Below are 22,368 nucleotides of genomic sequence, written 5' to 3' on the forward strand. Positions count from 1 at the left end.
CATCAATCACTACCTAAGCCATAAGCAAATTACAACATGAATTTTACCCTATTCAATACTTAACATAGAATATACACCTTTACTATATGCAGTTTGTTTATAACCACCCTTACATTTCAGGCTTTTTTCTTCTTATGCTTCTCAATAGTTTCATAAAAAAAATCACTAATTCAAAAAGCTCACCGGTAGCATGGATACTTTTAAGCATTACTTCAATAATAAGTCAAGCTTGTAATCCTTTTTCTGGAGCCGTTAACAAAGAAATTTCAAATAATTACTATTATGCTAAAGCTGATAGTCAAATTCGTTACAGTCCAGGAGGAAATTGGTTCGAACTTGGAAATTCAAAGGTTGATGCAGATCCTCAAACTTTTATTCCTTTGAGCAGAGATTTTGCAAAAGATAAAAATCATATTTTTTACAAAGATATTATTATCGACGATGAAGTACATGTTGCTTCGTTTAGAGCTGCTAATCACTTTGCATTAGATAAAGATCATGTATATATTCCTATAGATAATATGGCCTACTCTGTACAAGACACCTTACCACGTACAAAAAAATTGTTTGTCCTAGAAGGCGCTGACCCAGAAACTTACTATGAAACAGATGATTGGAACTGGAGTAAAGATGCTAAGAATTGGTTTTATGGTTATAAAAAAATAGATGTAGACTATGCAAGCTTCACTCCAATGAATGACTCATTTTGTAAAGATGATTATACTGTATACTTAAGAACATATTTTGATCTTATACCTTGTAAGATAGATCCTCAAACTTTTAAAATATTAAACAACCGATATGTTGCCGATGCTAACAATATCTATGATTTTGTAGCGTGGGCTGATGGGGAAAAAGTAAATCGACTTAATCAATTTAGCTATAAATACAAGGAGAGTATAAAGTTTTTAAATAACGATTATTTACTTTTCGATAATAGTGTGATTTATGAGGGGCTACTGATTGAAGGAGCCAATACATCATATTTTAAGGTATTAGAAAGCTCTAGTAAAGCTTATGCAATAGATGATACACATGTTTTTTGCAATGGTAAAATAATTGTGGATGCCGATATTAAAACCTTTAAGCTTTATGATAACGACCAATATAGCAGCGATAAAAATTGGGTTTATTATTTTGGAAAAAAAATAGAAGGTGCCGATGTAGAAACCTTTGGCCCTACAGACCATGATAAATGGATTTATAGAGACAAGAATCATATTTATGTTGGAGATAAAATAAGAGACAATTACCCGAATTAATTACTGCCAATACTATTATAAAAAGTATATAAGTTCAAAATTTCAGGGCTAAGTTGTTTATAGCTTAATTCTGTTTTTTTAATAACTAAAAATTGATTTAATATTAAATTGCAGTTCTTGATAGTTATGATCAATTTTTAGCGCTTTCTATAAGATTTATTGTGGCTTGCCATAAGTATTCTACCGAGCCATCTCTACCTCTTATACTTTATTTGCATTATTAGCCTGAAATTTACTATTTTAAATTTTTATTAAATATGGTGCTTTAAACAGACAAACCGAGCCCCTTGGATGTAATGCAAATAATGAACCTTACTGAAATAAAAACACAAACGCACCAAACCAAATAAAAGATAAAATAATCGTGTAAATTTAGCATCAATGTTTTCGCAAATTAAGCCAATAAAATCTATTTGAAAGCTCCATAAAATTATGGATAAAACACTAAAACAAAGAAATATATTAACAATAAAACACCTAACCTTCATCGGTTTAATTGTTATATTGACAACAAGTTGTATCAACAAAAAAATAAAAGACGCCACATACACATATGATTATGTAGATATTGAACCTGAAGCAGGAAAGAACAAAGGCATTTCATCGTTAATTGGAGATTGGAAACTAGATTCTGTAGTTTTTATTAATGATAGCACCAGAGGACAGAAACAAATTCCGTTTAATACAACCATTTGGTCGTTTTCAAATAAGGGAGAATATACTGTGAAAATCCAACAAAATCAATATGAAATTAGTGTAGTTGAAGATGGTGTTAAACGTAAAACATCACTTAGTGCAGAAACTCCTTCATCAATAATGAAAGGTAGATATAAGCATTCAAATCAAGAACTAACAACAAATATTCTGGGAGGAAATACAAAGTACATCATAGTCAAACAGTCTGATGAACAACTTCAATTAAATTCTCAACGCATACAAGTACCTCCTATTAGTAAAGCAGACGAAGGCAAATTCGCTGAACATTACTTTACCAGTATACAAAACAAAAAGTAATAAAAATAACAAATACTATTTATTAATAGTATTTACATTTTTAGATGTAAAACAACTTGAAGCAAAGAATATAGACTGATTGAATTATTTACTAATTTTGATAAAAAGAACTCATAGAAATTCAAAAAAAAAATTAAAATTTATGATCCATTAAAAATCAACAACTTCAAAATCTTTAAATAACAGTGATGATTGTGAATTTGAACCAAACTGGGACGATACAGAGCACGATCAAACCACTAGGCATAGTGACATAATTTTTACTAAAAAATATGGTTGGGTTTATGTAACTGAAATGCCTAGTTTAGTTATAATAATATTTAAGATAAAAACTATTAAATTTACTAGGTAGTCCAATTGAATTCCATTGTAATAAAGCCTCTTTACAATGTAAACTGATGTTTGCCTATTTACTGCTATGCGTAAATAAACAGAAACTTCGTTATCTTTATACGATAAGCAATACCTCAAAAAGGATAGTATAAATGTTAGATGTGATTGCATAGTTGTCGCCTTTTGTTAAACATTTATTCAAGACAAAAGTCAAGTCAACTATTTTAATTACAGTGTTTTAACCACCAATTTAGTTAACGCTTTTTTTACTTCACAAACTGTTAACCGAATTAAACCATTTAATTCAAATTATATGAATACCTAAAAAACATAAAACCTTGTAAATTATACAATTTACAAGGTTTTAATTTAATATGGTTTCCATATTTGTCGGGGTGGCAGGATTCGAACCTGCGACCTCCGCGTCCCAAACGCGGCGCGATAACCGGGCTACGCTACACCCCGATTGTGGTTATCTAATTTTGCGGAGAGACCGGGACTCGAACCCGGGCAACACTTACGCGTTGACAGATTAGCAATCTGCTCCATTACCACTCTGGCACCTCTCCTTTTTCTTATAGTTTAAGAACTTTCACAATAAATTTGCGGTTGCAAATGTAGCTCTTACTTAAGAGTTGCGCAACTATTTTTATCTATTTTTTTGAAAAATTATTCCGGGTATTCTATTCGTAAATGATAAATGTTTGCTAATTTGGACTTTAGCACTTTTTTTATAGATTGAATTTCTTTAAAAGTGATATTAGCATTTAAAAATTGTCCTTCTTCAATTTGCTTATCAATTATATTTTCAACAAAAGCTTCAATTTTACTTATTGTAGGTTCTTTTAAACTTTTTGATGCTGCTTCAACACTATCGCACATCATTAAAATTGATGTTTCTTTGCTAAATGGTTTTGGTCCTGGATAGCTAAAATCTTCTTTTTTAACGTCTTCAAATTCCTTTTTTTCTTTAGCATAAAAATAGTATACAACACTAGTACCATGATGCGATCGTATAAAATCTATAACTCTGTCTGGTAAATTATATTTTCTTGCTATTTCAATACCATTTATAACATGATCTACTATAACACGTGCACTCTCTTTATTAGATAGCTCTTGATGCGGATTTATACCTGTAGATTGGTTTTCTGTAAAATAGGTTGGATTTTTCATTTTACCAATATCATGATACAAAGCTCCTACCCTTACTAACATAGCATTTGCACCTATTTCGTTGGCGCTAGCTTCGGCAAGATTAGCAACATTTAACGAATGATGAAATGTTCCTGGGGCTTTATTTGAAAGTTCTTTTAATAACTTAGAATTGGTGTCTGATAGTTCTAAAAGTGACACATCTGATACTAAACCAAAAATCTTTTCGTAAACATAAATTAAAGGCTGTACAAACAAAGTTGCTAGACCACATAAAATAAACCAAATAAAGGTTTCCCATTTTAAATCGGTTACACTCCCTTCATGAATAACAAAAAACGCAAAATAAGCAATAATATAAATTAAGGTTATTTGCCCTACAGAAATAAATAAATTGGCACGTTTATAAAGCTCTGACACTGTTAAAATAGTTACAATACCTGCAATTATTTGTAAAAACATATATTCGTAACTATTAGGTACAATAAACCCTAATAGCAACACTGTTAGTACGTGTGCAAAAAGCCCTAAACGTGCATCAAAAAACGCTTTAAAAACTAAAGGTAATATACAAATAGGCACTACATAAATATACTTCGAGTTGTAGTTAACCACCATTGTAGAAATTAGAACTATTAATGATATATTAAAAAATATAAAGGTTACTTTGGTGTTATTTTCAAAAACATTAATCCTATATTTCATTAAAAATAATAAAAGCATAAGCAATGCCAAGGCTACTAATAAAGTATAAGCTATTAACACTAAAATATAGCTTGATTTGCTCCAAACCTGAGACTCATACTCTATCTGTAAAGACTTTAAAATTTGATATGTTTCATCATCAACAACTTCACCTTTAGATATAATTAAGGTTTCTTTATCTATACTTCCTCGAGTGTACGAAATAGTTGCTAGTTCATCCTCGGTTACTTTTTCTGTAAACGACTTATCAAAAATTACATTCGGCTCAATAATATCAAAAAACAAAGCTGTAAAGTATGGTTTATAGCTACCGTAAATATCATCTTTAAAATTTTTATCTATAATTTTTGAAACTTGATCTTGCTTAATAAGGTTAGAAAAAACACCATCTTTAGCAATTTCACGACCATCTAATAAAACAATTTGCCTTTCGGCGGAATAATTATAAGCTTCATTTAAAACTCCAAAACTATATAATTCACTTATTACCTTACTTCCTATATTTTTTAAATTCGATAAAACGGAAACCGAAGTAGAATCGGGAAAGGCATTTTTAAACTGATTTTTAAAATCTGTGTTAACTTTATTTTTAACCTCAAAATCAACATCAAAATATAACGGAGTATTATCTTTTATTCGTTGTTTTTCTTCCGCTATTTCTGCATCGGTTTTCTTAATAGCAAAATTAAAAGGTGCCTGTAAGTTCTCAGATTGCCAAGGCTTTCCTTTTTCAAAATCATATTTAAATTTACCGCTTTTAGGAAATAAATACACAATAAAAATTGTGGTTGCAATAAATAGTAAGCCTTTATAAATTAAGGAATGGTTTCTATAAAGTTTGTTTATAAAATCTTTCATTAAATGTATTGTGTAAATCAAATGTAATAAAATATAGCCTTAATCCATTTTTTATATTCAACTTATAGCTTATTTATCTATTAAAAAAATCTTATTTTCGCAAGTACTAAACTAAACAAATTAGCGTATGCATAACGAAGTTATCATAGTATCTGCAGCAAGAACCCCTATAGGAAGTTTTTTAGGGGCGCTTTCTACAATACCTGCACCAAAATTAGGAGCCACAGCAATTAAAGCTGCATTACATAAAATTGATTTAAACCCAAATTTAGTTGATGAAGTTTTAATGGGCAACGTTGTACAAGCAGGAACAGGTCAAGCCCCTGCACGACAAGCTGCCATTTATGCTGGTATACCTAATACTGTACCTTGTACAACCATAAATAAAGTATGTGCTTCTGGCATGAAAGCCGTTATGCAAGCTGCACAAAGTATTGCCTTGGGAGATGCCGAAATAATTGTAGCTGGTGGTATGGAGAATATGAGTTTAATTCCTCATTATTTTCATGCACGTTCAGGCAAAAAATTTGGACCAGCAACACTTGAAGATGGTATGCAAAAAGACGGCTTAGTTGATGCTTACGACCAAAACGCTATGGGAGTTTGTGCTGATGCTTGTGCTGAAAAATATGAGTTCTCCAGAGAAGAGCAGGATGCCTACGCTATACAATCGTATAAACGATCGGCTGAAGCATGGAAACAAGGAAAGTTTAACAACGAAGTTATACCTGTTGAAGTTTCACAACGTCGTGGAGAACCAATTATAGTAGATACCGACGAAGAATTTACAAACGTAAAATTAGACAAAATACCTACCCTACGAGCCGCTTTTACTAAAAACGGAACAGTTACTGCGGCTAATGCATCTACCATAAACGATGGCGCTGGTGCTGTAATATTAATGAGTAAACAAAAAGCCACAGAATTAGGTATACAGCCTTTAGCAACCATTAAAAGTTATGCAGATGCTGCGCACGAACCTAAATGGTTTACAACAGCTCCTGCAAAGGCATTACCAAAAGCTTTAATTAAAGCAAATTTAAAACTAGAAGATGTCGATTTTTTTGAGTTTAATGAAGCATTCTCTGTAGTTGGTTTAGCTAATATGAAAATTTTAGGTTTAACCGATGCAAATGTAAATGTAAACGGTGGTGCTGTTTCACTTGGACATCCTTTAGGGTGTTCTGGTGTTAGAATTTTAATAACCTTAATAAACGTATTAAAACAAAATAATGCCAAAATTGGCGCAGCTGCTATTTGCAATGGTGGCGGTGGTGCTTCGGCAATTATTATAGAACGAAATTAAATTAAATGCAGTACGGAATTTGTAATTTAAGCATTGTACCGCTTAGAAGTGAAGCCTCAGACAAAAGTGAACTGATTTCGCAAGTGTTGTATGGTGATATTTTTAAAATTATTGAACCTAGAAAAAAATGGAGTAAAATTCGTTTGGCTTTCGATAAATATGAAGGTTGGATAGATAATAAACAATATTTTGAGCTCTCCGAAGAGCAATACAAATACTTAAATAACGAAAAACCTGTACTTACTCTAGATTTAGTTGAATTTATTGAAGATCAAAACAATCAACTTCACCCTGTTGTTTTAGGCTCTACACTAAACGGATTATCTATTTTAAATCACCATTATGAAGGCACTAGCACAGACCAAGTAGCTCCCAAAAACAAACTATTAGACACTGCTTTTCTATATTTAAATGCACCTTACCTTTGGGGTGGAAAAACGGCATTTGGTATAGACTGTTCTGGTTTTACACAAATGGTTTATAAATTAAATGGTTATAAATTATTACGTGATGCTTCCCAACAAGCTTCTCAAGGTGAGGCGCTTAGTTTTATTGAAGAAAGTGAACCTGGAGATTTAGCTTTTTTTGATAATGAAGAAGGCATAATTACCCATGTAGGTATTATTATGCCCGATAATTACATTATTCATGCACATGGTAAAGTAAGAATTGATAGAATAGACCATTCAGGAATTTATAATGTAGATACAAAAACGCACACACATAAATTAAGAGTTATTAAAAAAGTAATTTAGTAATCAACTTTTAATCGCAAAAACTAAAATAACTTACACAAATTCATTCGTTAGATTATTAGGTAAAAAAGCATAACCTTCAATTTTTTTAGTTTTAATGAAAATGATTTTATTCAAAAAAATTATGATAATCTTACTCTCCATAATAGCTATTAGTTGTATTGTATTGGTACTTTTTTTAAACACAAAAAGATTTGGGAAACATCCATCTGGCAAAAGATTAGAAAAAATTAAATCATCGCCCAACTACAAAAACGGAAGCTTTCAAAATTTAAGTGAAACACCTATGCTAACTGAAGGTGTTAGTTACACAGGCATGTTGTATCAATTTTTATTTTCTGCCAAACCAAAAGAACCCTCTACCGTTTTACCTTCTATAAAAACGAATTTAAAAGCGCTAAAACCTACCGAAAATATTTTAGTCTGGATGGGGCACTCTTCATACTTTATGCAAATTGATGGTAAAACATTTTTAATTGACCCCGTTTTTACGGAAAACGCTTCACCCCTATCCTTTACAACAAAAGCTTTTAAGGGTAGTAATATTTACACTACAGAAGATTTGCCTGAAATAGATTATCTTTTTATATCACACGACCACTGGGATCATATGGATTATAAAACTTTAATTAAATTAAAACCTAAAGTTAATAAGGTAATTACAGGATTAGGTAACGGTGCTCACCTGGAATATTGGGGTTACAATAAATCAGTAATTATAGAGGGTGATTGGTATGATTCTATTAATCTAAATAATGGATTTACAGTACATATTACGCCTGCTCGTCATTTTTCTGGTAGAGGTTTTAAGCGTGGACAAACACTCTGGGCTTCTTTTGTATTAAAAACACCAAGCCAAAATATATACATTGGTGGTGATAGTGGTTACGATTATCATTTTAATGATATTGGAGAAAAATATGGCCCTTTTGATTTAGCTATTTTAGAAAACGGACAGTATGATGAACAATGGAAATACATTCATATGCTACCAAACGAACAATTAAACGCCGCTAAAAATTTAAAGGCAAAAACGGTACTACCTGTACATTCTGGAAAATTTACACTTGCTAACCATGACTGGGATGAACCTCTAGCTAAAATTATCTCAACTTTTAAAAATAACAACATTCGTATTGTTACACCCAAAATTGGAGAACAAGTAAATGTAAACGATTCTACACAGGTATTTAAAAATTGGTGGGAAGACGTTAAATAATAATAAGTTAACTTACTTTTCCTATTGAACCTGTATTGCTTGGTATTAATTCAAAAATGTAATCTGGAGATAACGCTTCTTCTTTTCTATGCGATACGTATAATATGGCTGTTTGTGTTTCTGTAGCAATTTTATTTATTAAATTAGCAAAAAGCACAGCTTCAGCATCATCTAAACCGTTTGTAGGTTCGTCTAAAATTAACAATGGAGGACTTTTAACCATAGCTCTTGCTATTAAAACTAAACGTTGTTGCCCTTTAGTTAAATCAAGAAAACTCTGTTTTCTTATTTCAAATAACTCTAAAACTTTTAACCATTGGTGTGCTATTTCAATCTCTAAATGTGAAGGTGATTTATAAAGCCCTACAGAATCATAAAAACCAGAAACAACCATATTTCCTATAGAATCTAAACGTGCAAAACCACGAACCATATCGGCTGTAAAATAACCTATTTTCTTTTTAATTTCCCAAACACTTTCTCCGCTTCCCTTTTTTACATCAAATAAATAAATATTTTGCCCGAATGCTTTTGGGTTATCGCCATAAATCATACTTAACATGGTACTTTTACCAGAACCGTTGGGTCCCATTAACTTCCAAAACTCACCTGGTTTTATGGTCCATGAGATATCTTTTATAATGGTTCGGTCTGTATATTTTATTGATACCTTATTAAATTCAACTAATCGGTTATAGTCGTAATTTATAGGTTTATATGGCTTAGGCAATGCTAAGTTAAAAGATGTATTTACACTATCATCTTCTAAATTAACTTCTACAAGTGTATTGTTTTTAATAGAAAAAACCGATTGTATAAAAGACAATACATCGGCTTTTCTATTGGTAATTTGTATTACAAGTGTATTTTCGCTTAAGGCCTGTAAAGTAGTTTTAAATGTTTCTTGAGCTTGTATATCTAAACTTCCAAAAACATTATCTAATACAATGTAATCTGGATTTAAACCTATTAAATACTTTAATAATGCTTGCTTACGCTCACCTTCAGAAGAATGATATAAACTATTATTTACTTTAGTTTTAACATCCACTTTACCATGACGTAATTCTTCATTAATAAGTTTGTTTAAAGTAATATCAGAAAACAAAACTCCTTTTAATCCTTTGGTTTCAGGAATAATTTTTGAATCTAATATATCTTGAATAAGCGTTTTTTTATCGTCTTTATTCGAAAGATAAAAGGCCGTATGTTTGGCTACTAAGCTAATAAATTACAGATTTTTTGTATGAAAAGGAATTAAACCTTCAATTGGTCTTCGAACAAAATTACCGGCAGTAAAGCCCATTTCTTCAGCTACAGCTTTAATTTCATCTTGTGCAAAGTAAGCTATAGAACCAGCAAAATGCACAGGAACTGTTTTAAGCTCTTCTTTATACTGCATAATCATGGTTTCGGTAAATAATCGAATACCTTTTTTAATTAGGTCTATGGTATAATCGGAATCTTTATGCAAGAACATAAACTCAGCAAAATTTGCTAAATATGCATTCGGACTTGGTTTTTTGTACAAACTGTTTTTTATAAAATCTGCATCCATATTAAATTTACTACCAAAAGCAATTTTAATATTTTCAGGCATTTTATTATAATAATAGTCGCGAACTAATTGTTTACCATAATAGTTTCCTGAAGCATCATCCATTAGTGTATAACCTAATGAAATAACACGTTGATGAAGGTTTTCGCCATCGAAATAACTACAGTTTGAACCTGTTCCTAATATACACACTACAGCAGCTTCTTTTGGGTTGTTAATTGTGGCATAAACTGCCGCCAAGGTGTCTTCGTTTACTTCTACGTGTGCATTGGGAAACATTTTTTTTAACACATTACCTAAACTAAGTATTGCGTTATCTGTACCACAGCCTGCACCATAAAAATATAAATGCGTAACTTCTTTACTGTGTTTTATTAAAACATCGCTTTTTTCAATACGCTTTGTTAATTTACTTTCAGAAAGAATTGCAGGGTTTAAGCCTTCGGTACGAATTTTTTCTAATAATTTATTTCCATTATTGTCTACTGCAATCCAATCGGATTTTGTAGAACCACTATCAACAATTAAAACCATAAGTTTAAAGATAAAAAAAAACTCCGCAACTATTTACAATTGCGGAGTTTTGAAGTTATTTACAATATTATAATGCACCAATGTGTTGTGCAAGATCGATTAGTTTAGTTGAGTAACCAAACTCGTTATCGTACCAAGAGATTAATTTAATGAAACCATCATTTAAACCTATACTAGCTTCAGCATCAAAAACACTTGTTCTAGGCTCAGACACGAAATCTTGAGAAACAACACCTTCTTCAGTGTACCCTAACACACCTTTTAATTCGTTTTCTGAAGCTTCTTTAAGAGCTGCTTTTACTTCATCAAAAGACGCAGGGTTTTCTAAACGACAAGTTAAATCTACTACAGATACATCTGGAGTTGGTACTCTAAATGCCATACCTGTTAATTTACCGTTTAATTCAGGAATTACTTTACCAACAGCTTTTGCGGCACCAGTTGATGAAGGAATAATGTTAGAAATTGCAGCACGACCTAATCTGTAGTTTTTTCTAGATGGTGCATCTACAACAAACTGTGTTGAAGTTGATGCGTGAACAGTTGTCATTAATCCTTCTGCAATACCAAACTTATCGTTAATTACTTTAGCTAAAGGCGCTAAACAGTTAGTTGTACAAGATGCGTTTGATACTATTGTATCGTCTGCAGTAATTTTATTGTGGTTAACACCCATTACAAACATTGGAGCATCTGCAGAAGGTGCAGAAATAGCTACCTTTTTAGCACCAGCTTTAATGTGAGCTTGTGCTTTATCTAAAGTTGTAAAAATACCTGTACAATCTAAAACAACAGTTGCCCCTACAGCATCCCATTTTAAATCTTCTGGGTTACGCTCTGCAGTTACACGAATTTCGTTTCCGTTTACTACTAAATTTCCGTTGTTAATATCGATAGTTCCGTCGAATTTTCCGTGAACTGAATCGTATTTTAATAAATATGCTAAGTGCTCAACGTCTAATAAATCGTTGATACCTACTATTTCGATATCTGGTCTAGCAGCTGCTACTCTAAAAGCGATTCTACCAATTCTTCCAAATCCGTTAATTCCAATTTTTAATTTTGACATAATAATAGTTATAAATGTTTATTTAAGTGCTCATAATATCTGACACTCGTAGTAATTCTAAATTAATTTTTGTTTTTCCTTTTATCGCTTGGTCTAAAGGTGTTAATTCCATTTTTCCGTTAATTAAACCAACCATATAATTTGTTTCTCCATCTAAAATAGACTCAACAGCTTTTACACCCATTCGGCTGGCTAAAACGCGATCGAAACAAGATGGTGCACCACCGCGTTGCATATGCCCTAATACAGAAACACGTACGTCGTAGCCCTCCATGTTTTCATCAACATAATCTTTAAGTTCAAAAATGTTTTTACCTATTTTATCTCCTTCGGCTACTATTACTATACTAGATGTTTTTCCTGTTGTTTTGCTTTTGTTTAAAGAGTCTACTAACCTTTCTAATCCTAAATCTTCTTCAGGAATTAAAATTTCTTCGGCACCACCTGCTATACCTGCATTAAGAGCTATATGGCCAACATCGCGCCCCATAACCTCAACAAAGAATAAACGGTTGTGCGAACTTGCTGTATCTCTAATTTTATCGATAGCATCTACAACTGTGTTTAAAGCCGTATCGAACCCTAAGGTATGCGATGTACCAACAATATCATTATCTATAGTTCCGGGAATTCCCATTACTGGGAAATTAAATTCGCTATTAAAAACAAGTGCTCCGGTAAAAGACCCATCGCCACCAATAACCACAAGGCCATCTACATTGTTTTTTAATAAATTATTGTAAGCTTTTTGCCTTCCTTCTTTAGTTCTAAAGTTTTGTGAACGTGCAGATTTTAAAAAGGTTCCTCCTTTATTAATAATACCTTTTACGCTTCTGGCATTTAGTTCTTGAAAATCGCCTTCAATTAAACCTTCGTAACCACGGTAAACACCTAGGCATTCTACACCATGAAAAGCACATGTTCTAACAACAGCACGAATAGCGGCATTCATACCAGGAGAATCTCCTCCAGAAGTTAAAACAGCTAATTTTTTTATATTTTTTGCCATTAAATTCTATTCATTATTACGTAAAATTACTAAACAAATATCATATATCTAAGGCTTTTACAGTTTTTTAATATGAGATTAAAAACTATAACGTTTTAGTTGATAAAAACACTTTAAACACTACTTATTAACAGTTTTTCAACTAATTATTTGAAGATGTTTTAAATGAAATATGATCTGGTAGCGCTTCTTGTTTTTCTTCTTCTGGAACTTCTTCTAAAATGCTTTCTTCTTCTTCTTTATTGTTAAAGATTTTTTGAAGCAGTTCTTTAAAGGTATCAAAATCTACATTATAGGATATACCAACTCCCTGAGTGTAACCTATTTGTTCTCCAAAATTTTGAATGCTATTTTCTCTATTAAATACTTTTGCTGTTAACGTACCTTCTTCGTTTAACAAGAAACTTATTTCTACATCGCCTGCTACAACAGTTTCTGTTGCACCACCAACAGGCACCCCTACTTTACCATTAATTAATACCCGATCGTTTATTTGAGTTTGCAGTGTAAAGCCTACTCTATCATCGGTTTGATAATCTGGTGTGTTCTGGCCTGCTTCATAATTTAAACCTATATTTAATTTGCCATCGGAATTCGAAAAAATACCGTTAATTATACCATTTAATCTTTCTGCTATAGTACCTGAGAAATTCACCTCATTTAACCCTTGTGAAAAAGATCCTGTTGATATAAGATATAGTGCTTGATTTTGTTTTATTTCATCTGACTCTAAACTATACTGTAACTCTGATTTTACAGAAGAGCTTACATTTGGAAACTCAAAAGAAAAAACCGGATCGAACTGCTCTAAACTACCGTTTAAAGCTATATTTAATTCTACTGGAATACTTCTACTAATCGGGTTGTCTAGCAATGGTGATGGGTTTGCTTGGGTTTTATATACAGCTTCCATGTTAATTTGTGCATCATAAGGGCTACCTTCCCAAGCTATGGTTCCTCCTGGTTGTACTATAAATTCTTTTTGAATTATACCTCCGTATGCAAAATTATAAACACCTTCAAATACGGCAAAATCGCCCCACATATCAAATTTTCCATTAGTGTTTATTTCCACTAACAAACCACCATTACCTCGACCTTTTAATGAATGTCCTGTATCTTTATCTATAATAATTTCAACTTCTGCATCTTCAGTTACATCTAAATCAAAATCAAGTTCAAGCCCTCTTATTTCTTCAAAAACAAGTTCGCGACCTTCTTTTTTAGCTTCTTTTTCTTCTTTTGTAATAAAATGGATATACGAATTATCTCCAAACGATTCGGCATCGCTTAATGGAATTTTAAATACAGTTCCCTTTTTAGTTTCTGCAATAACCTTGATAACAAGTTCGTCTGTTGGACCATTTATAGTAGCCATACCACCAATAAAACCAGTACCATAATATAAAGATTCTTCGGTTTCTTCGGTATCTAAAATTAATAAATTAGATGATGAAATATTTAAACCTAAACCCCATTTTGAGAAGTTTTGATGCATTATTTTACCGCTTAAATTTCCTTTAGAATTATATTTTGTATCTGTTAAACCTATATTATTAAATATAAACGATTGGTTTTTTAAACTCATTGATGCGTTGTCGCTAAACCTATAATCTACATTTAAATATGGTACACCTAAACCTGCATTTTGCAAAACAACATCGCCATCTATACTTGGGCGCTTTAAATTACCCGAAACTGAAACTTTTCCTGTAACATCTCCTCGGATGTTAGATAATACATCTTCTAATAATGGATTTAAAGGGTATAAGTTAAACTTGTTAAAATTTAAATTAACGTTTATGTTAGATTGTTTCCCGTTTACATATATATCGCCTGTTGCCCTGAAGGTTTTATTATCGTCGTCTTTAATATTGGCATCTACTTTGTAATTTGTTAAAGATTCGTTTCCTGTTACCGAAGCATCAAAAGAACCTATTAAAAATTCGTTTATTTTTAAATCATCTATAACTACGGTTGAGTTTGGTAAATAGCTTCCATTTTTTTGTAACACATCTAACTTACCATTTACATTACCTGAGAGTTGTAGGCTATCTAAATCTGGTGTTATTTTTGCTAAATCTACATTCGAAAAATTTAATTTGATATCTTTTTGAGTAGAGTCGCGCAAGAAACCTGATAATTTTATTTCTGATTCGTTATGGTTAATTGTAAATTTTTCAACATTAAACTTGGTAAGCTTTTTATTGAAAGACACCTTATGAAAACGATCTTCGTTTTGGTTAATATTCCATTTATAATTTTTAATAGTAACATCGCTCTTTTTAAAGCCAATTACCGATTCGTTTGCTTCATTAATGGTGTGATAGAAACTTAAATTATACATATCGTTACCTTTTTTACCCCCATTAAATTCACTTCGCATAAATAATGTATCGTTTACTGTTACATTAATTAAATTAAAATCTGATACGTTATAAAATTTTGTATTTATTTTATTTACCTCGACGTAGGTATTAAATAGCGGATTGCTATTATCTACTTGAACTTCTATATTATTTGCAAAATAATCTGGAATTTTAATTTCGGGCGACTTAAAAGTGAGCTTAAAATTCTCCTCATTACTTTCTACAGTTCCTCTAATAAAAGTATTTGCTCCAAGCTCTAATTCTGGATAAAAAACTTCTACAATTTTATTATAGATATTAAAATGAAAATCGATACTTTGATCGGGCTCTACCTTATAAGGTATATAGTTTGTATATATGTAACCTATTGAATTTTCGAATAATTTAGCTATATCTTTAGTATTAAATCTACCTTTTAGTTCGCCTTCTATAATATCGGGAGAATTAAATGTTATATAACGCTCGTCACCATTAAAGGTTGAAGAAATGTCGAATCTTTCAAACTTATATACGTCGTGTTCGTTTTTATACCTAGTTTTTTCGAAGCTTATTTTTCCATAAGCATCATCTAAGTTACTACTATTCATGTTCATTTTTACACGACTTTTAAACTCTGAAATACTATCTTTTGTTACAAAGTTTAAGGTATTTAAATCGGCATGATCTACAATGGCAACAAAATCGTATTTTCTTACGGTTTCAGAAAAATCTACTAGCCCATTAAAATTCATTTTTAAATTAGGATCGTTAACTACTAAATTTCCATCAAAAATTTTGTTTTTTACTGTACCTGCTACCTTTATATTTTTGTAATTATAATTATTATAACCTATACTAAAAACATCTCCTGAAACACGTGTATTTAAAGACTCCATAACAAAACCCTCTCCGTTTACATCAAAATTTAATGATGCAATTCCAATATTAGGGTCGTTTAAAAATGTACCTAAATCGAATTCTTTAAAAATAACTTTACCTTTATAATCGGCATTATCAATATCATTAATTTTATCAATTTTTAAATTTGCATCAACAAAACCTAAACCGGTATTCATTTCTATATCAGCATTTACGGCTGTAGATGTAACTTTAGAGCTTCCTTTTATTGTAAAAACTCCAATTCTGTTAAAGGTAGACGGAATTGCCTCGCCTAAAACATTAGGTAAAAGCGCTGTTAAATCTTGATAGGTAGAGGTTAAGTTTGTAAAATCTCCATCCATTACAAAGTTATGCTCCTTACTATTAAATAAGTTTTCAAAATAAATATCGCCGTAAATTTTTGTTCTAGAGTTTGTATTTATTTTTAAGTTGCTTGCTTTTAAACTATTTAATGTACCAGTTAAATGTGCATTAAATGTAAGAGTTTGGTGTTTACCAAATTCGTTATAAAAAACATTTAATTCGTTTAAACTTATTTTGGAGTTATTAAAGTTGGCTTCAAGAAAAACCTTATCTGTAAAATATTGTAAATCTTCTCGATTGTATTTAAAAACTAAATCACCATTAATAATAGACTCTGGTGTTTTAATTTGAAGATTATCAAAGGTCATTCCCTTTAATGTATATCCAAAATTAGTCATTAAATTTTCAACTTTTACACCACGGTTATCTATAAATGTTAAGGTATTAATACGAGTACTTACATCGCTACCGTTAATTAAAAAATTAGTAGCATTAATGTTTAAGTTATTAAGGTTTAAAAGTGTTGATTGCTCCTTGTTTTCATCAATTAACCTAAATTTACTGTTATAGACAGACACATCGCTAGAAGAGAGTAAAAAACTTGTAGATGTGGTACTTGGATTGTCAGTTTCAAATTTTCTAACAAAAACATCTAAATTAGTTTCGGTTTCCTCCGGATATGTTTTTATATTAAAAATAAGGTTTTCAATATCTATATCTCCAAAAACCAAACGTCCTTTTGCTAAATTTCTAAAACTTAAAATAGAAGTATTAAGCTCTTTAATTGCAATAAGTGTATCATTTTTATAATCTTGAACATAAATATCTTTTAATTCTACATCGCTATTTAACTGTAAACTTATTCTAGCAATATTAATATTTGTTTTAAACTCCTCATTTAAACGTTTTGTAGCGTAATTACCTAATTTAGTTTGCACAAACGGAAAAGATAGCACTATAACCAAAATAATAAACAGCATTAAAATTATGCCTGCTATCTTGTATAATATTTTTAGAAATTTTTTGATACCTTTTAATTATGTATTTTCTGTTGAGAAACTTTATTTTTGCAATACAATTAGTTGGGGTTTATTAACAAAACTAATTCGTTTTCAAAATTAACAATTATTATGCCTAATTTTTATTAATGGGTTCACAAAATATTTACATCTTAGGAATCGAATCTTCATGCGACGATACTGCCGCCTCTGTAATACATAATGGCAATATTTTAAGCAACGTAATAGCTAACCAAAAAATACACGAAGCTTATGGTGGTGTTGTTCCAGAATTGGCTTCTCGTGCACATCAGCAAAATATTGTACCAGTAGTTCATCAAGCTCTTGAAAAAGCTAATATTAAAAAAGAAGAATTACACGCCATTGCCTTTACACGCGGACCTGGATTAATGGGTAGTTTACTTGTTGGCACATCGTTTGCAAAATCTTTGGCTTACGGCTTAAACATACCGTTAATAGACGTTAACCATATGCAAGGCCACATTTTGGCTCACTTTATAAATGAAGAAGGCTACAGCAAACCACCTTTTCCGTTTTTAGCCATGACCATTTCTGGCGGGCATACCCAAATTGTTCGTGTTGATAATTATTTTGACATGACAGTTATTGGGGAAACAATTGATGATGCCGTTGGTGAGGCCTTTGATAAAAGTGGAAAAATATTGGGATTAGGCTACCCAGCTGGACCAGAAATTGATAAACGCGCAAAACTTGGAAATCCAAAAGCATTTAAGTTTACTAAGCCTAAAGTTGATGGTTTAAATTTTAGCTTTTCTGGGTTAAAAACAGCCATTTTATATTTTATACAAAAAGAAACTAAAGCTAACCCCAATTTTATTGAAGAAAATATAAACGATATTTGTGCTTCTATTCAATACACCATTATTGGTGTTTTAATTGATAAGTTAAAAAAAGCATCAAAAGAAACTGGCATTAACCATATTGCAATTGGCGGCGGTGTTTCTGCAAATTCAGGTATTAGACAAGCATTAAAAGATGGTGAGAAAAAGTTTGGATGGACTACATACATTCCTAAATTTGAATTCACAACAGATAATGCTGCTATGATAGCTATAGTTGGGTATCTAAAATTTTTAGATAAAGATTTTGCACAAAAAAACATTGCAGCCTCTGCCAGATTAAAATTTTAATTATAAAAAAAGGAAAGTTATCAACAATTTTTATTAATAACTTATTCTAATCTAAAAAACCTCAAATTCTATATCTCTTAATTTTGATATAAATTAATACATTAACCTACAATTTATTTATGAAAAAAACACTACTATTTTTAACCTTAACAGGTTTTACAACAGTATTTTACGCCCAAACATCTACTGAAAAAGAATTAGCTCTATTAGAAACTCCAGAGCAAATTGAAACTTTTTTAGCAGAAAAAAAATCAAAAAAAAACAAACTAATTACCTTTAACCAGGAAAAGCATAAAACTATTTTAGCTAAAGATTTATTTAAATTAGGAGTTGGAGACACAAAAAAAGTTGAAAAAGAATTTGAAACTACCTTTTATAAAGTAGTTAAAAGAAAGAAAAAAGTGTACCAACGTGCTTCATACATTTTTATTGATGGCAATGTTTATGATAAAAGAAATATTGATGTTTTAAGACAATCTATTTTCGATCAATTATACGATGGTGTAGAGTTTGAAGCCTTAGCAAAAAAATATTCTATGGATGGTAACGCACAAAAAGGAGGTGATTTAGGTTGGTTTACAGAAGGTGATTTACACGCAGATTTTGAGCCACACATGTTAAATACAAGCCATGAAGTTGGCAAACCTTTCGCTATCAATATCCCTGAAAAAAACTGGTACTATGTTGCCGTAATGACACATGAGCCTAAAAAAATTCCTGAAATTGAAGTTTTAAAAATAGTGGAAACTAGATAATGCAACTTTTTTACAATCCAGACATTACCGATAGTACAGCAGAATTCACTTTTAATAAAGATGAAAGTCGCCATATTGTAAAAGTATTACGTAAAAATATTGGAGACAGATTATATATTACTAACGGTAATGGCTGGTTGTTTACTGCCGAAATTTTTGTGAGCAACATAAACAAATGTGTTGCTAAAATAATTTCGAAAACCTTTAAAGAAAAGCATAATTATAACTTACATTTGGCAGTTGCCCCAACTAAAATGAACGACCGCTATGAGTGGTTTTTAGAAAAAGCAACAGAAATAGGTATAGACAGTATTACTCCAATAATTTGCGACCACAGCGAACGCAAAGTGGTTAAAATTGATCGCTTTGAGCGCATATTACAATCGGCCGTAAAACAATCACTGCAATACTATATGCCTAAATTAAATCAAGCTATTACATTTTCAGAATTTTTAAAACAAAATTTTAATGGCGATTTATTTATTGCACATTGTGAAGAAACTAATAAAAAATCATTAAAAAGCCTACTTAAACCTAGTACTAATATTACTATTTTAATAGGGCCTGAAGGCGATTTTTCAAACAAAGAAATTGAAGCAGCTATTAAAAATAAATTTATTCCCGTAACTTTGGGTGAAACCAGATTACGTACTGAAACTGCAGCTATTGTAGCCTGCCATTCGGTAGCATTTATAAATGAATAGCATGAAATTATATATAATTTTTACATTTTGCTTATTTTCTTTTCTAACTAAAGCTCAAGATTTAGCTGTACTTAAATACAGTGGTGGTGGCGATTGGTATGGAAACCCAACAGCATTACCCAATCTTATAGCATTTTGTAATAAAAATATAAACACTAAAATAAACTCTAAACCTCAAACCGTTGAAGTTGGTAGTCCAGATATTTTTCAATATCCATTTATCCATATGACGGGGCATGGTTATGTGTTTTTTAGTGAGGCTGATGCAGAAAACCTTCGTAACTACCTAATTTCTGGTGGTTTTTTGCACATAGATGATAATTATGGGTTAAAGCCTTATGTAACCAAAGAATTAAAAAAAGTATTTCCTGATAAAGAATTAATTGAGCTACCAGCAAATCATTCTATTTTTAATTCTGCTTTTAATTTCCCCGATGGCTTACCTAAAATTCATGAACATGACGGCAAACGCCCACAAGCTTTCGGTATTTTTCAAGAAAACAGATTAGTTGTTTTGTTTACTTTTGAAAGCGATTTAGGTGATGGTTGGGAAGATTCCGTTGTGCATAACGATCCTGAAGATATTCGTGAAAAAGCACTAAAAATGGGTGCTAATATTGTAAAATTTGCTTTTGAGAATTAAAAATTTCCTAGCCTAAAAGATAGCAATAAATACCACTTATACTTTTTAAATAACATTAAAAAAGTATTTGGTAGTAGACAATAACTAAACCATGCAACTAAACCACTACAACACTAATTTTAAAAAGCGCATTTTCCCAATAACATTAGTGTGCGATAATGTTACCAATGCACCAAATATTGGTAGCTTATTTAGAATTTGCGATGCTTTTGGAGTTGAAGAGCTTATTCTTTGTGGTGATGTTTCTTTAGGCAGACGGATTACTAAAACCTCAAGATCTACAGAAAAAACAGTGACTTACAAATTAGCTAAAGATGCTTCAGAGGTAATTAATGTTTTAAAAAAAACGCATCAAATTATTTCACTTGAAATTACAGATAATAGCATACCTATACATTCATTTCAATTTCAAATAGAAAAACCTATTGCTTTAGTAATTGGAGACGAAAACTTTGGAGTATCAGAATCTATATTAAATGTATCGAGTTCTATTATTCATATTAATATGTTTGGGCAAAATAGCAGTATGAATGTAGTTCAAGCTACTAACATTGCCCTTTATGAAATAACTAAACAATTTTTATAACTTTAAATAAATATTAAAGTATTTTATCTTGGTTGTTTCTAGTCTCAAACGAAATGGCTAGATTTACTTAAATTATTATATAACATTGACGTCTAAAACCATTTCTAACGGAATTTTAAGAGCTATTGGCATTATAGTTAGTATTGCTCTAGTGCTTTACTTCTTATATAAAATTCAATCTGTAATAACTTATATAGCTATTGCAGCAGTTATATCTTTAATAGGCCGACCTATTGTTACTTTTTTAGAAAATAAATTAAAATTTAAAAATACACTTGCTGTAATTTTTACTATGCTTGTTTTTTTTGGAGTTTTTGCTGGTATAATGGCTTTAATAATACCACTTCTAGTTAAACAAGGTGAAAACTTATCTCTTTTAAACATAGAAGAGTTACAAACCAATATTGAAAATTTATATAACGAAATTTTAACGCACTTCGATTTACACCAAAGCGATATTCGAAATTCTTTAAAAGAATCGAATATAGCTTCAAAAATAGATTTTTCCATTCTGCCAGATTTCTTAAATTCTGTGGTTAGCGGTTTTGGCAATTTTAGTATCGGGCTATTTTCGGTTTTATTTATTACGTTTTTCTTTTTAAAAGACAACAAAATGTTCGATAACGGTGTATTAACGCTTATTCCAGAAGGTAAAGAAGAACGCTGGAAACGATCATCTAACAAAATTAAAGATTTACTTTCTCGCTATTTTGTAGGCTTAATTTGTCAAATTTCAATACTCTTTATAATTTACACCATTGGCTTATTAATAATTGGCATTGAAAACGCAGTGCTTATTGCTTTTTTATGCGCACTAATAAACCTTATCCCTTATTTAGGGCCTGTTATTGGTGCTATTTTAATGGTAATTTTAACAACTACAAGTAATTTAGGAGAATCTTTTAGTGAATTTATTTTACCTAAAACTCTCTGGGTTTTAGTGGTTGTTACCTTTGGCCAACTTATAGATAATTTTATATCTCAGCCAGTTATATTTTCTAAAAGTGTAAAATCTCACCCTCTAGAAATATTTTTAGTTATTTTAATTACAGGTATATTATTTGGTATTGTAGGTTTAATAGTTGCTGTACCTGCCTATACAGCACTAAAAGTAATTTTAAAAGCTTTTGTTACTGACAATAAAATTGTAAAAAAACTTACCAAGAATTTATAATATTTTCT

Annotated in this window: 17 protein-coding genes and 2 tRNA genes; 11 read left to right on the top strand and 8 right to left on the bottom strand. The window is 30.9% G+C overall.

Features of this window, described 5'->3' with window-relative positions; genetic code table 11:
• Positions 1 to 86 precede the first annotated feature (86 nt).
• Positions 87 to 1,262 carry a DKNYY domain-containing protein gene (locus LG649_RS14675; protein ID WP_226544574.1) on the top strand — a complete coding sequence of 392 codons (1,176 nt, stop codon included), beginning with the start codon at positions 87 to 89 and terminating at the stop codon, positions 1,260 to 1,262.
• A 432-nt stretch (positions 1,263 to 1,694) separates the two neighbouring features.
• Complete coding sequence (locus LG649_RS14680) at positions 1,695 to 2,276, top strand: hypothetical protein (RefSeq protein ID WP_226544575.1); 582 nt, start codon at positions 1,695 to 1,697, stop codon at positions 2,274 to 2,276.
• Between the two features lie 723 nt (positions 2,277 to 2,999).
• On the opposite strand, the gene LG649_RS14685 is transcribed toward LG649_RS14680, so the two are convergent.
• The 3 genes from LG649_RS14685 to LG649_RS14695 all read right to left on the bottom strand — a co-directional run bounded on the left by LG649_RS14685 (position 3,000) and on the right by LG649_RS14695 (position 5,327).
• Positions 3,000 to 3,074: transfer RNA gene (locus LG649_RS14685), tRNA-Pro, on the bottom strand.
• A 20-nt stretch (positions 3,075 to 3,094) separates the two neighbouring features.
• A tRNA-Ser gene (locus tag LG649_RS14690) sits at positions 3,095 to 3,178 on the bottom strand.
• Positions 3,179 to 3,278: 100 nt separating this feature from the next.
• Positions 3,279 to 5,327, bottom strand: coding sequence for an HD family phosphohydrolase (locus tag LG649_RS14695; RefSeq protein WP_226544576.1), 2,049 nt, complete (start codon positions 5,325 to 5,327; stop codon positions 3,279 to 3,281).
• A gap of 127 nt (positions 5,328 to 5,454) precedes the next feature.
• Here LG649_RS14695 and LG649_RS14700 point away from each other — a divergent pair, with 127 nt between their 5' ends.
• The 3 genes from LG649_RS14700 to LG649_RS14710 all read left to right on the top strand — a co-directional run bounded on the left by LG649_RS14700 (position 5,455) and on the right by LG649_RS14710 (position 8,607).
• Positions 5,455 to 6,633 carry an acetyl-CoA C-acyltransferase gene (locus tag LG649_RS14700; RefSeq protein ID WP_226544577.1) on the top strand — a complete coding sequence of 393 codons (1,179 nt, stop codon included), beginning with the start codon at positions 5,455 to 5,457 and terminating at the stop codon, positions 6,631 to 6,633.
• A 5-nt stretch (positions 6,634 to 6,638) separates the two neighbouring features.
• Positions 6,639 to 7,388 (top strand): C40 family peptidase, encoded by a 750-nt coding sequence (locus LG649_RS14705; RefSeq protein WP_226544578.1) that lies wholly within the window; start codon positions 6,639 to 6,641, stop codon positions 7,386 to 7,388.
• Positions 7,389 to 7,512: 124 nt separating this feature from the next.
• On the top strand, positions 7,513 to 8,607 hold the full coding sequence (locus LG649_RS14710) for an MBL fold metallo-hydrolase (RefSeq protein WP_226544579.1): 1,095 nt from the start codon (positions 7,513 to 7,515) through the stop codon (positions 8,605 to 8,607).
• 7 nt (positions 8,608 to 8,614) lie between these two features.
• On the opposite strand, the gene LG649_RS14715 is transcribed toward LG649_RS14710, so the two are convergent.
• From LG649_RS14715 to LG649_RS14735, 5 genes are all read right to left on the bottom strand, one after another.
• A complete protein-coding gene (locus LG649_RS14715) occupies positions 8,615 to 9,715 on the bottom strand; it encodes an ATP-binding cassette domain-containing protein (protein WP_226544580.1) in 1,101 nt (366 codons plus the stop codon).
• A gap of 123 nt (positions 9,716 to 9,838) precedes the next feature.
• Positions 9,839 to 10,699 carry an N-acetylglucosamine kinase gene (locus LG649_RS14720; RefSeq protein ID WP_226544581.1) on the bottom strand — a complete coding sequence of 287 codons (861 nt, stop codon included), beginning with the start codon at positions 10,697 to 10,699 and terminating at the stop codon, positions 9,839 to 9,841.
• Positions 10,700 to 10,766: 67 nt separating this feature from the next.
• Complete coding sequence (gap, locus tag LG649_RS14725) at positions 10,767 to 11,768, bottom strand: type I glyceraldehyde-3-phosphate dehydrogenase (RefSeq protein ID WP_044632218.1); 1,002 nt, start codon at positions 11,766 to 11,768, stop codon at positions 10,767 to 10,769.
• 22 nt (positions 11,769 to 11,790) lie between these two features.
• Positions 11,791 to 12,777 (bottom strand): 6-phosphofructokinase, encoded by a 987-nt coding sequence (gene pfkA / locus LG649_RS14730; protein WP_226544582.1) that lies wholly within the window; start codon positions 12,775 to 12,777, stop codon positions 11,791 to 11,793.
• 142 nt (positions 12,778 to 12,919) lie between these two features.
• Positions 12,920 to 17,308 carry a translocation/assembly module TamB domain-containing protein gene (locus LG649_RS14735; protein WP_226544583.1) on the bottom strand — a complete coding sequence of 1,463 codons (4,389 nt, stop codon included), beginning with the start codon at positions 17,306 to 17,308 and terminating at the stop codon, positions 12,920 to 12,922.
• A 167-nt stretch (positions 17,309 to 17,475) separates the two neighbouring features.
• Here LG649_RS14735 and tsaD point away from each other — a divergent pair, with 167 nt between their 5' ends.
• The 6 genes from tsaD (at position 17,476) to LG649_RS14765 (ending at position 22,360) form a co-directional block, all read left to right on the top strand.
• Positions 17,476 to 18,498 carry a tRNA (adenosine(37)-N6)-threonylcarbamoyltransferase complex transferase subunit TsaD gene (gene tsaD / locus LG649_RS14740; protein ID WP_226544584.1) on the top strand — a complete coding sequence of 341 codons (1,023 nt, stop codon included), beginning with the start codon at positions 17,476 to 17,478 and terminating at the stop codon, positions 18,496 to 18,498.
• A gap of 119 nt (positions 18,499 to 18,617) precedes the next feature.
• Positions 18,618 to 19,253, top strand: coding sequence for a peptidylprolyl isomerase (locus tag LG649_RS14745; protein ID WP_226544585.1), 636 nt, complete (start codon positions 18,618 to 18,620; stop codon positions 19,251 to 19,253).
• Entirely contained in the window at positions 19,253 to 19,957 is a 705-nt protein-coding gene (locus LG649_RS14750; RefSeq protein WP_226544586.1) for a 16S rRNA (uracil(1498)-N(3))-methyltransferase, read from the top strand. The genes LG649_RS14745 and LG649_RS14750 overlap by 1 nt, the downstream gene beginning before the upstream one ends.
• A gap of 1 nt (position 19,958) precedes the next feature.
• Complete coding sequence (locus LG649_RS14755; protein WP_394371924.1) at positions 19,959 to 20,600, top strand: DUF4159 domain-containing protein; 642 nt, start codon at positions 19,959 to 19,961, stop codon at positions 20,598 to 20,600.
• A 91-nt stretch (positions 20,601 to 20,691) separates the two neighbouring features.
• Positions 20,692 to 21,186 (top strand): TrmH family RNA methyltransferase, encoded by a 495-nt coding sequence (locus tag LG649_RS14760; protein ID WP_226544588.1) that lies wholly within the window; start codon positions 20,692 to 20,694, stop codon positions 21,184 to 21,186.
• 85 nt (positions 21,187 to 21,271) lie between these two features.
• A complete protein-coding gene (locus LG649_RS14765; RefSeq protein ID WP_226544589.1) occupies positions 21,272 to 22,360 on the top strand; it encodes an AI-2E family transporter in 1,089 nt (362 codons plus the stop codon).
• Positions 22,361 to 22,368 lie beyond the last annotated feature (8 nt).

Origin of the sequence: Neotamlana laminarinivorans, assembly GCF_020523925.1 — a bacterium.
In the GTDB taxonomy this organism is placed as follows: Bacteria; Bacteroidota; Bacteroidia; order Flavobacteriales; family Flavobacteriaceae; genus Neotamlana; species Neotamlana laminarinivorans.

Excerpts from the sequence above, each read along its gene's own strand:
- LG649_RS14675 (WP_226544574.1), top strand. The coding sequence starts at position 87 with ATGCAGTTTGTTTATAACCACCCTTACATTTCAGGCTTTTTTCTTCTT.
- LG649_RS14680 (WP_226544575.1), top strand. The coding sequence starts at position 1,695 with ATGGATAAAACACTAAAACAAAGAAATATATTAACAATAAAACACCTA.
- LG649_RS14695 (WP_226544576.1), bottom strand. The coding sequence starts at position 5,327 with ATGAAAGATTTTATAAACAAACTTTATAGAAACCATTCCTTAATTTAT.
- LG649_RS14700 (WP_226544577.1), top strand. The coding sequence starts at position 5,455 with ATGCATAACGAAGTTATCATAGTATCTGCAGCAAGAACCCCTATAGGA.
- LG649_RS14705 (WP_226544578.1), top strand. The coding sequence starts at position 6,639 with ATGCAGTACGGAATTTGTAATTTAAGCATTGTACCGCTTAGAAGTGAA.
- LG649_RS14710 (WP_226544579.1), top strand. The coding sequence starts at position 7,513 with ATGATAATCTTACTCTCCATAATAGCTATTAGTTGTATTGTATTGGTA.
- LG649_RS14720 (WP_226544581.1), bottom strand. The coding sequence starts at position 10,699 with ATGGTTTTAATTGTTGATAGTGGTTCTACAAAATCCGATTGGATTGCA.
- gap (WP_044632218.1), bottom strand. The coding sequence starts at position 11,768 with ATGTCAAAATTAAAAATTGGAATTAACGGATTTGGAAGAATTGGTAGA.
- pfkA (WP_226544582.1), bottom strand. The coding sequence starts at position 12,777 with ATGGCAAAAAATATAAAAAAATTAGCTGTTTTAACTTCTGGAGGAGAT.
- LG649_RS14735 (WP_226544583.1), bottom strand. The coding sequence starts at position 17,308 with ATGCTGTTTATTATTTTGGTTATAGTGCTATCTTTTCCGTTTGTGCAA.
- tsaD (WP_226544584.1), top strand. The coding sequence starts at position 17,476 with ATGGGTTCACAAAATATTTACATCTTAGGAATCGAATCTTCATGCGAC.
- LG649_RS14745 (WP_226544585.1), top strand. The coding sequence starts at position 18,618 with ATGAAAAAAACACTACTATTTTTAACCTTAACAGGTTTTACAACAGTA.
- LG649_RS14750 (WP_226544586.1), top strand. The coding sequence starts at position 19,253 with ATGCAACTTTTTTACAATCCAGACATTACCGATAGTACAGCAGAATTC.
- LG649_RS14755 (WP_394371924.1), top strand. The coding sequence starts at position 19,959 with ATGAAATTATATATAATTTTTACATTTTGCTTATTTTCTTTTCTAACT.
- LG649_RS14760 (WP_226544588.1), top strand. The coding sequence starts at position 20,692 with ATGCAACTAAACCACTACAACACTAATTTTAAAAAGCGCATTTTCCCA.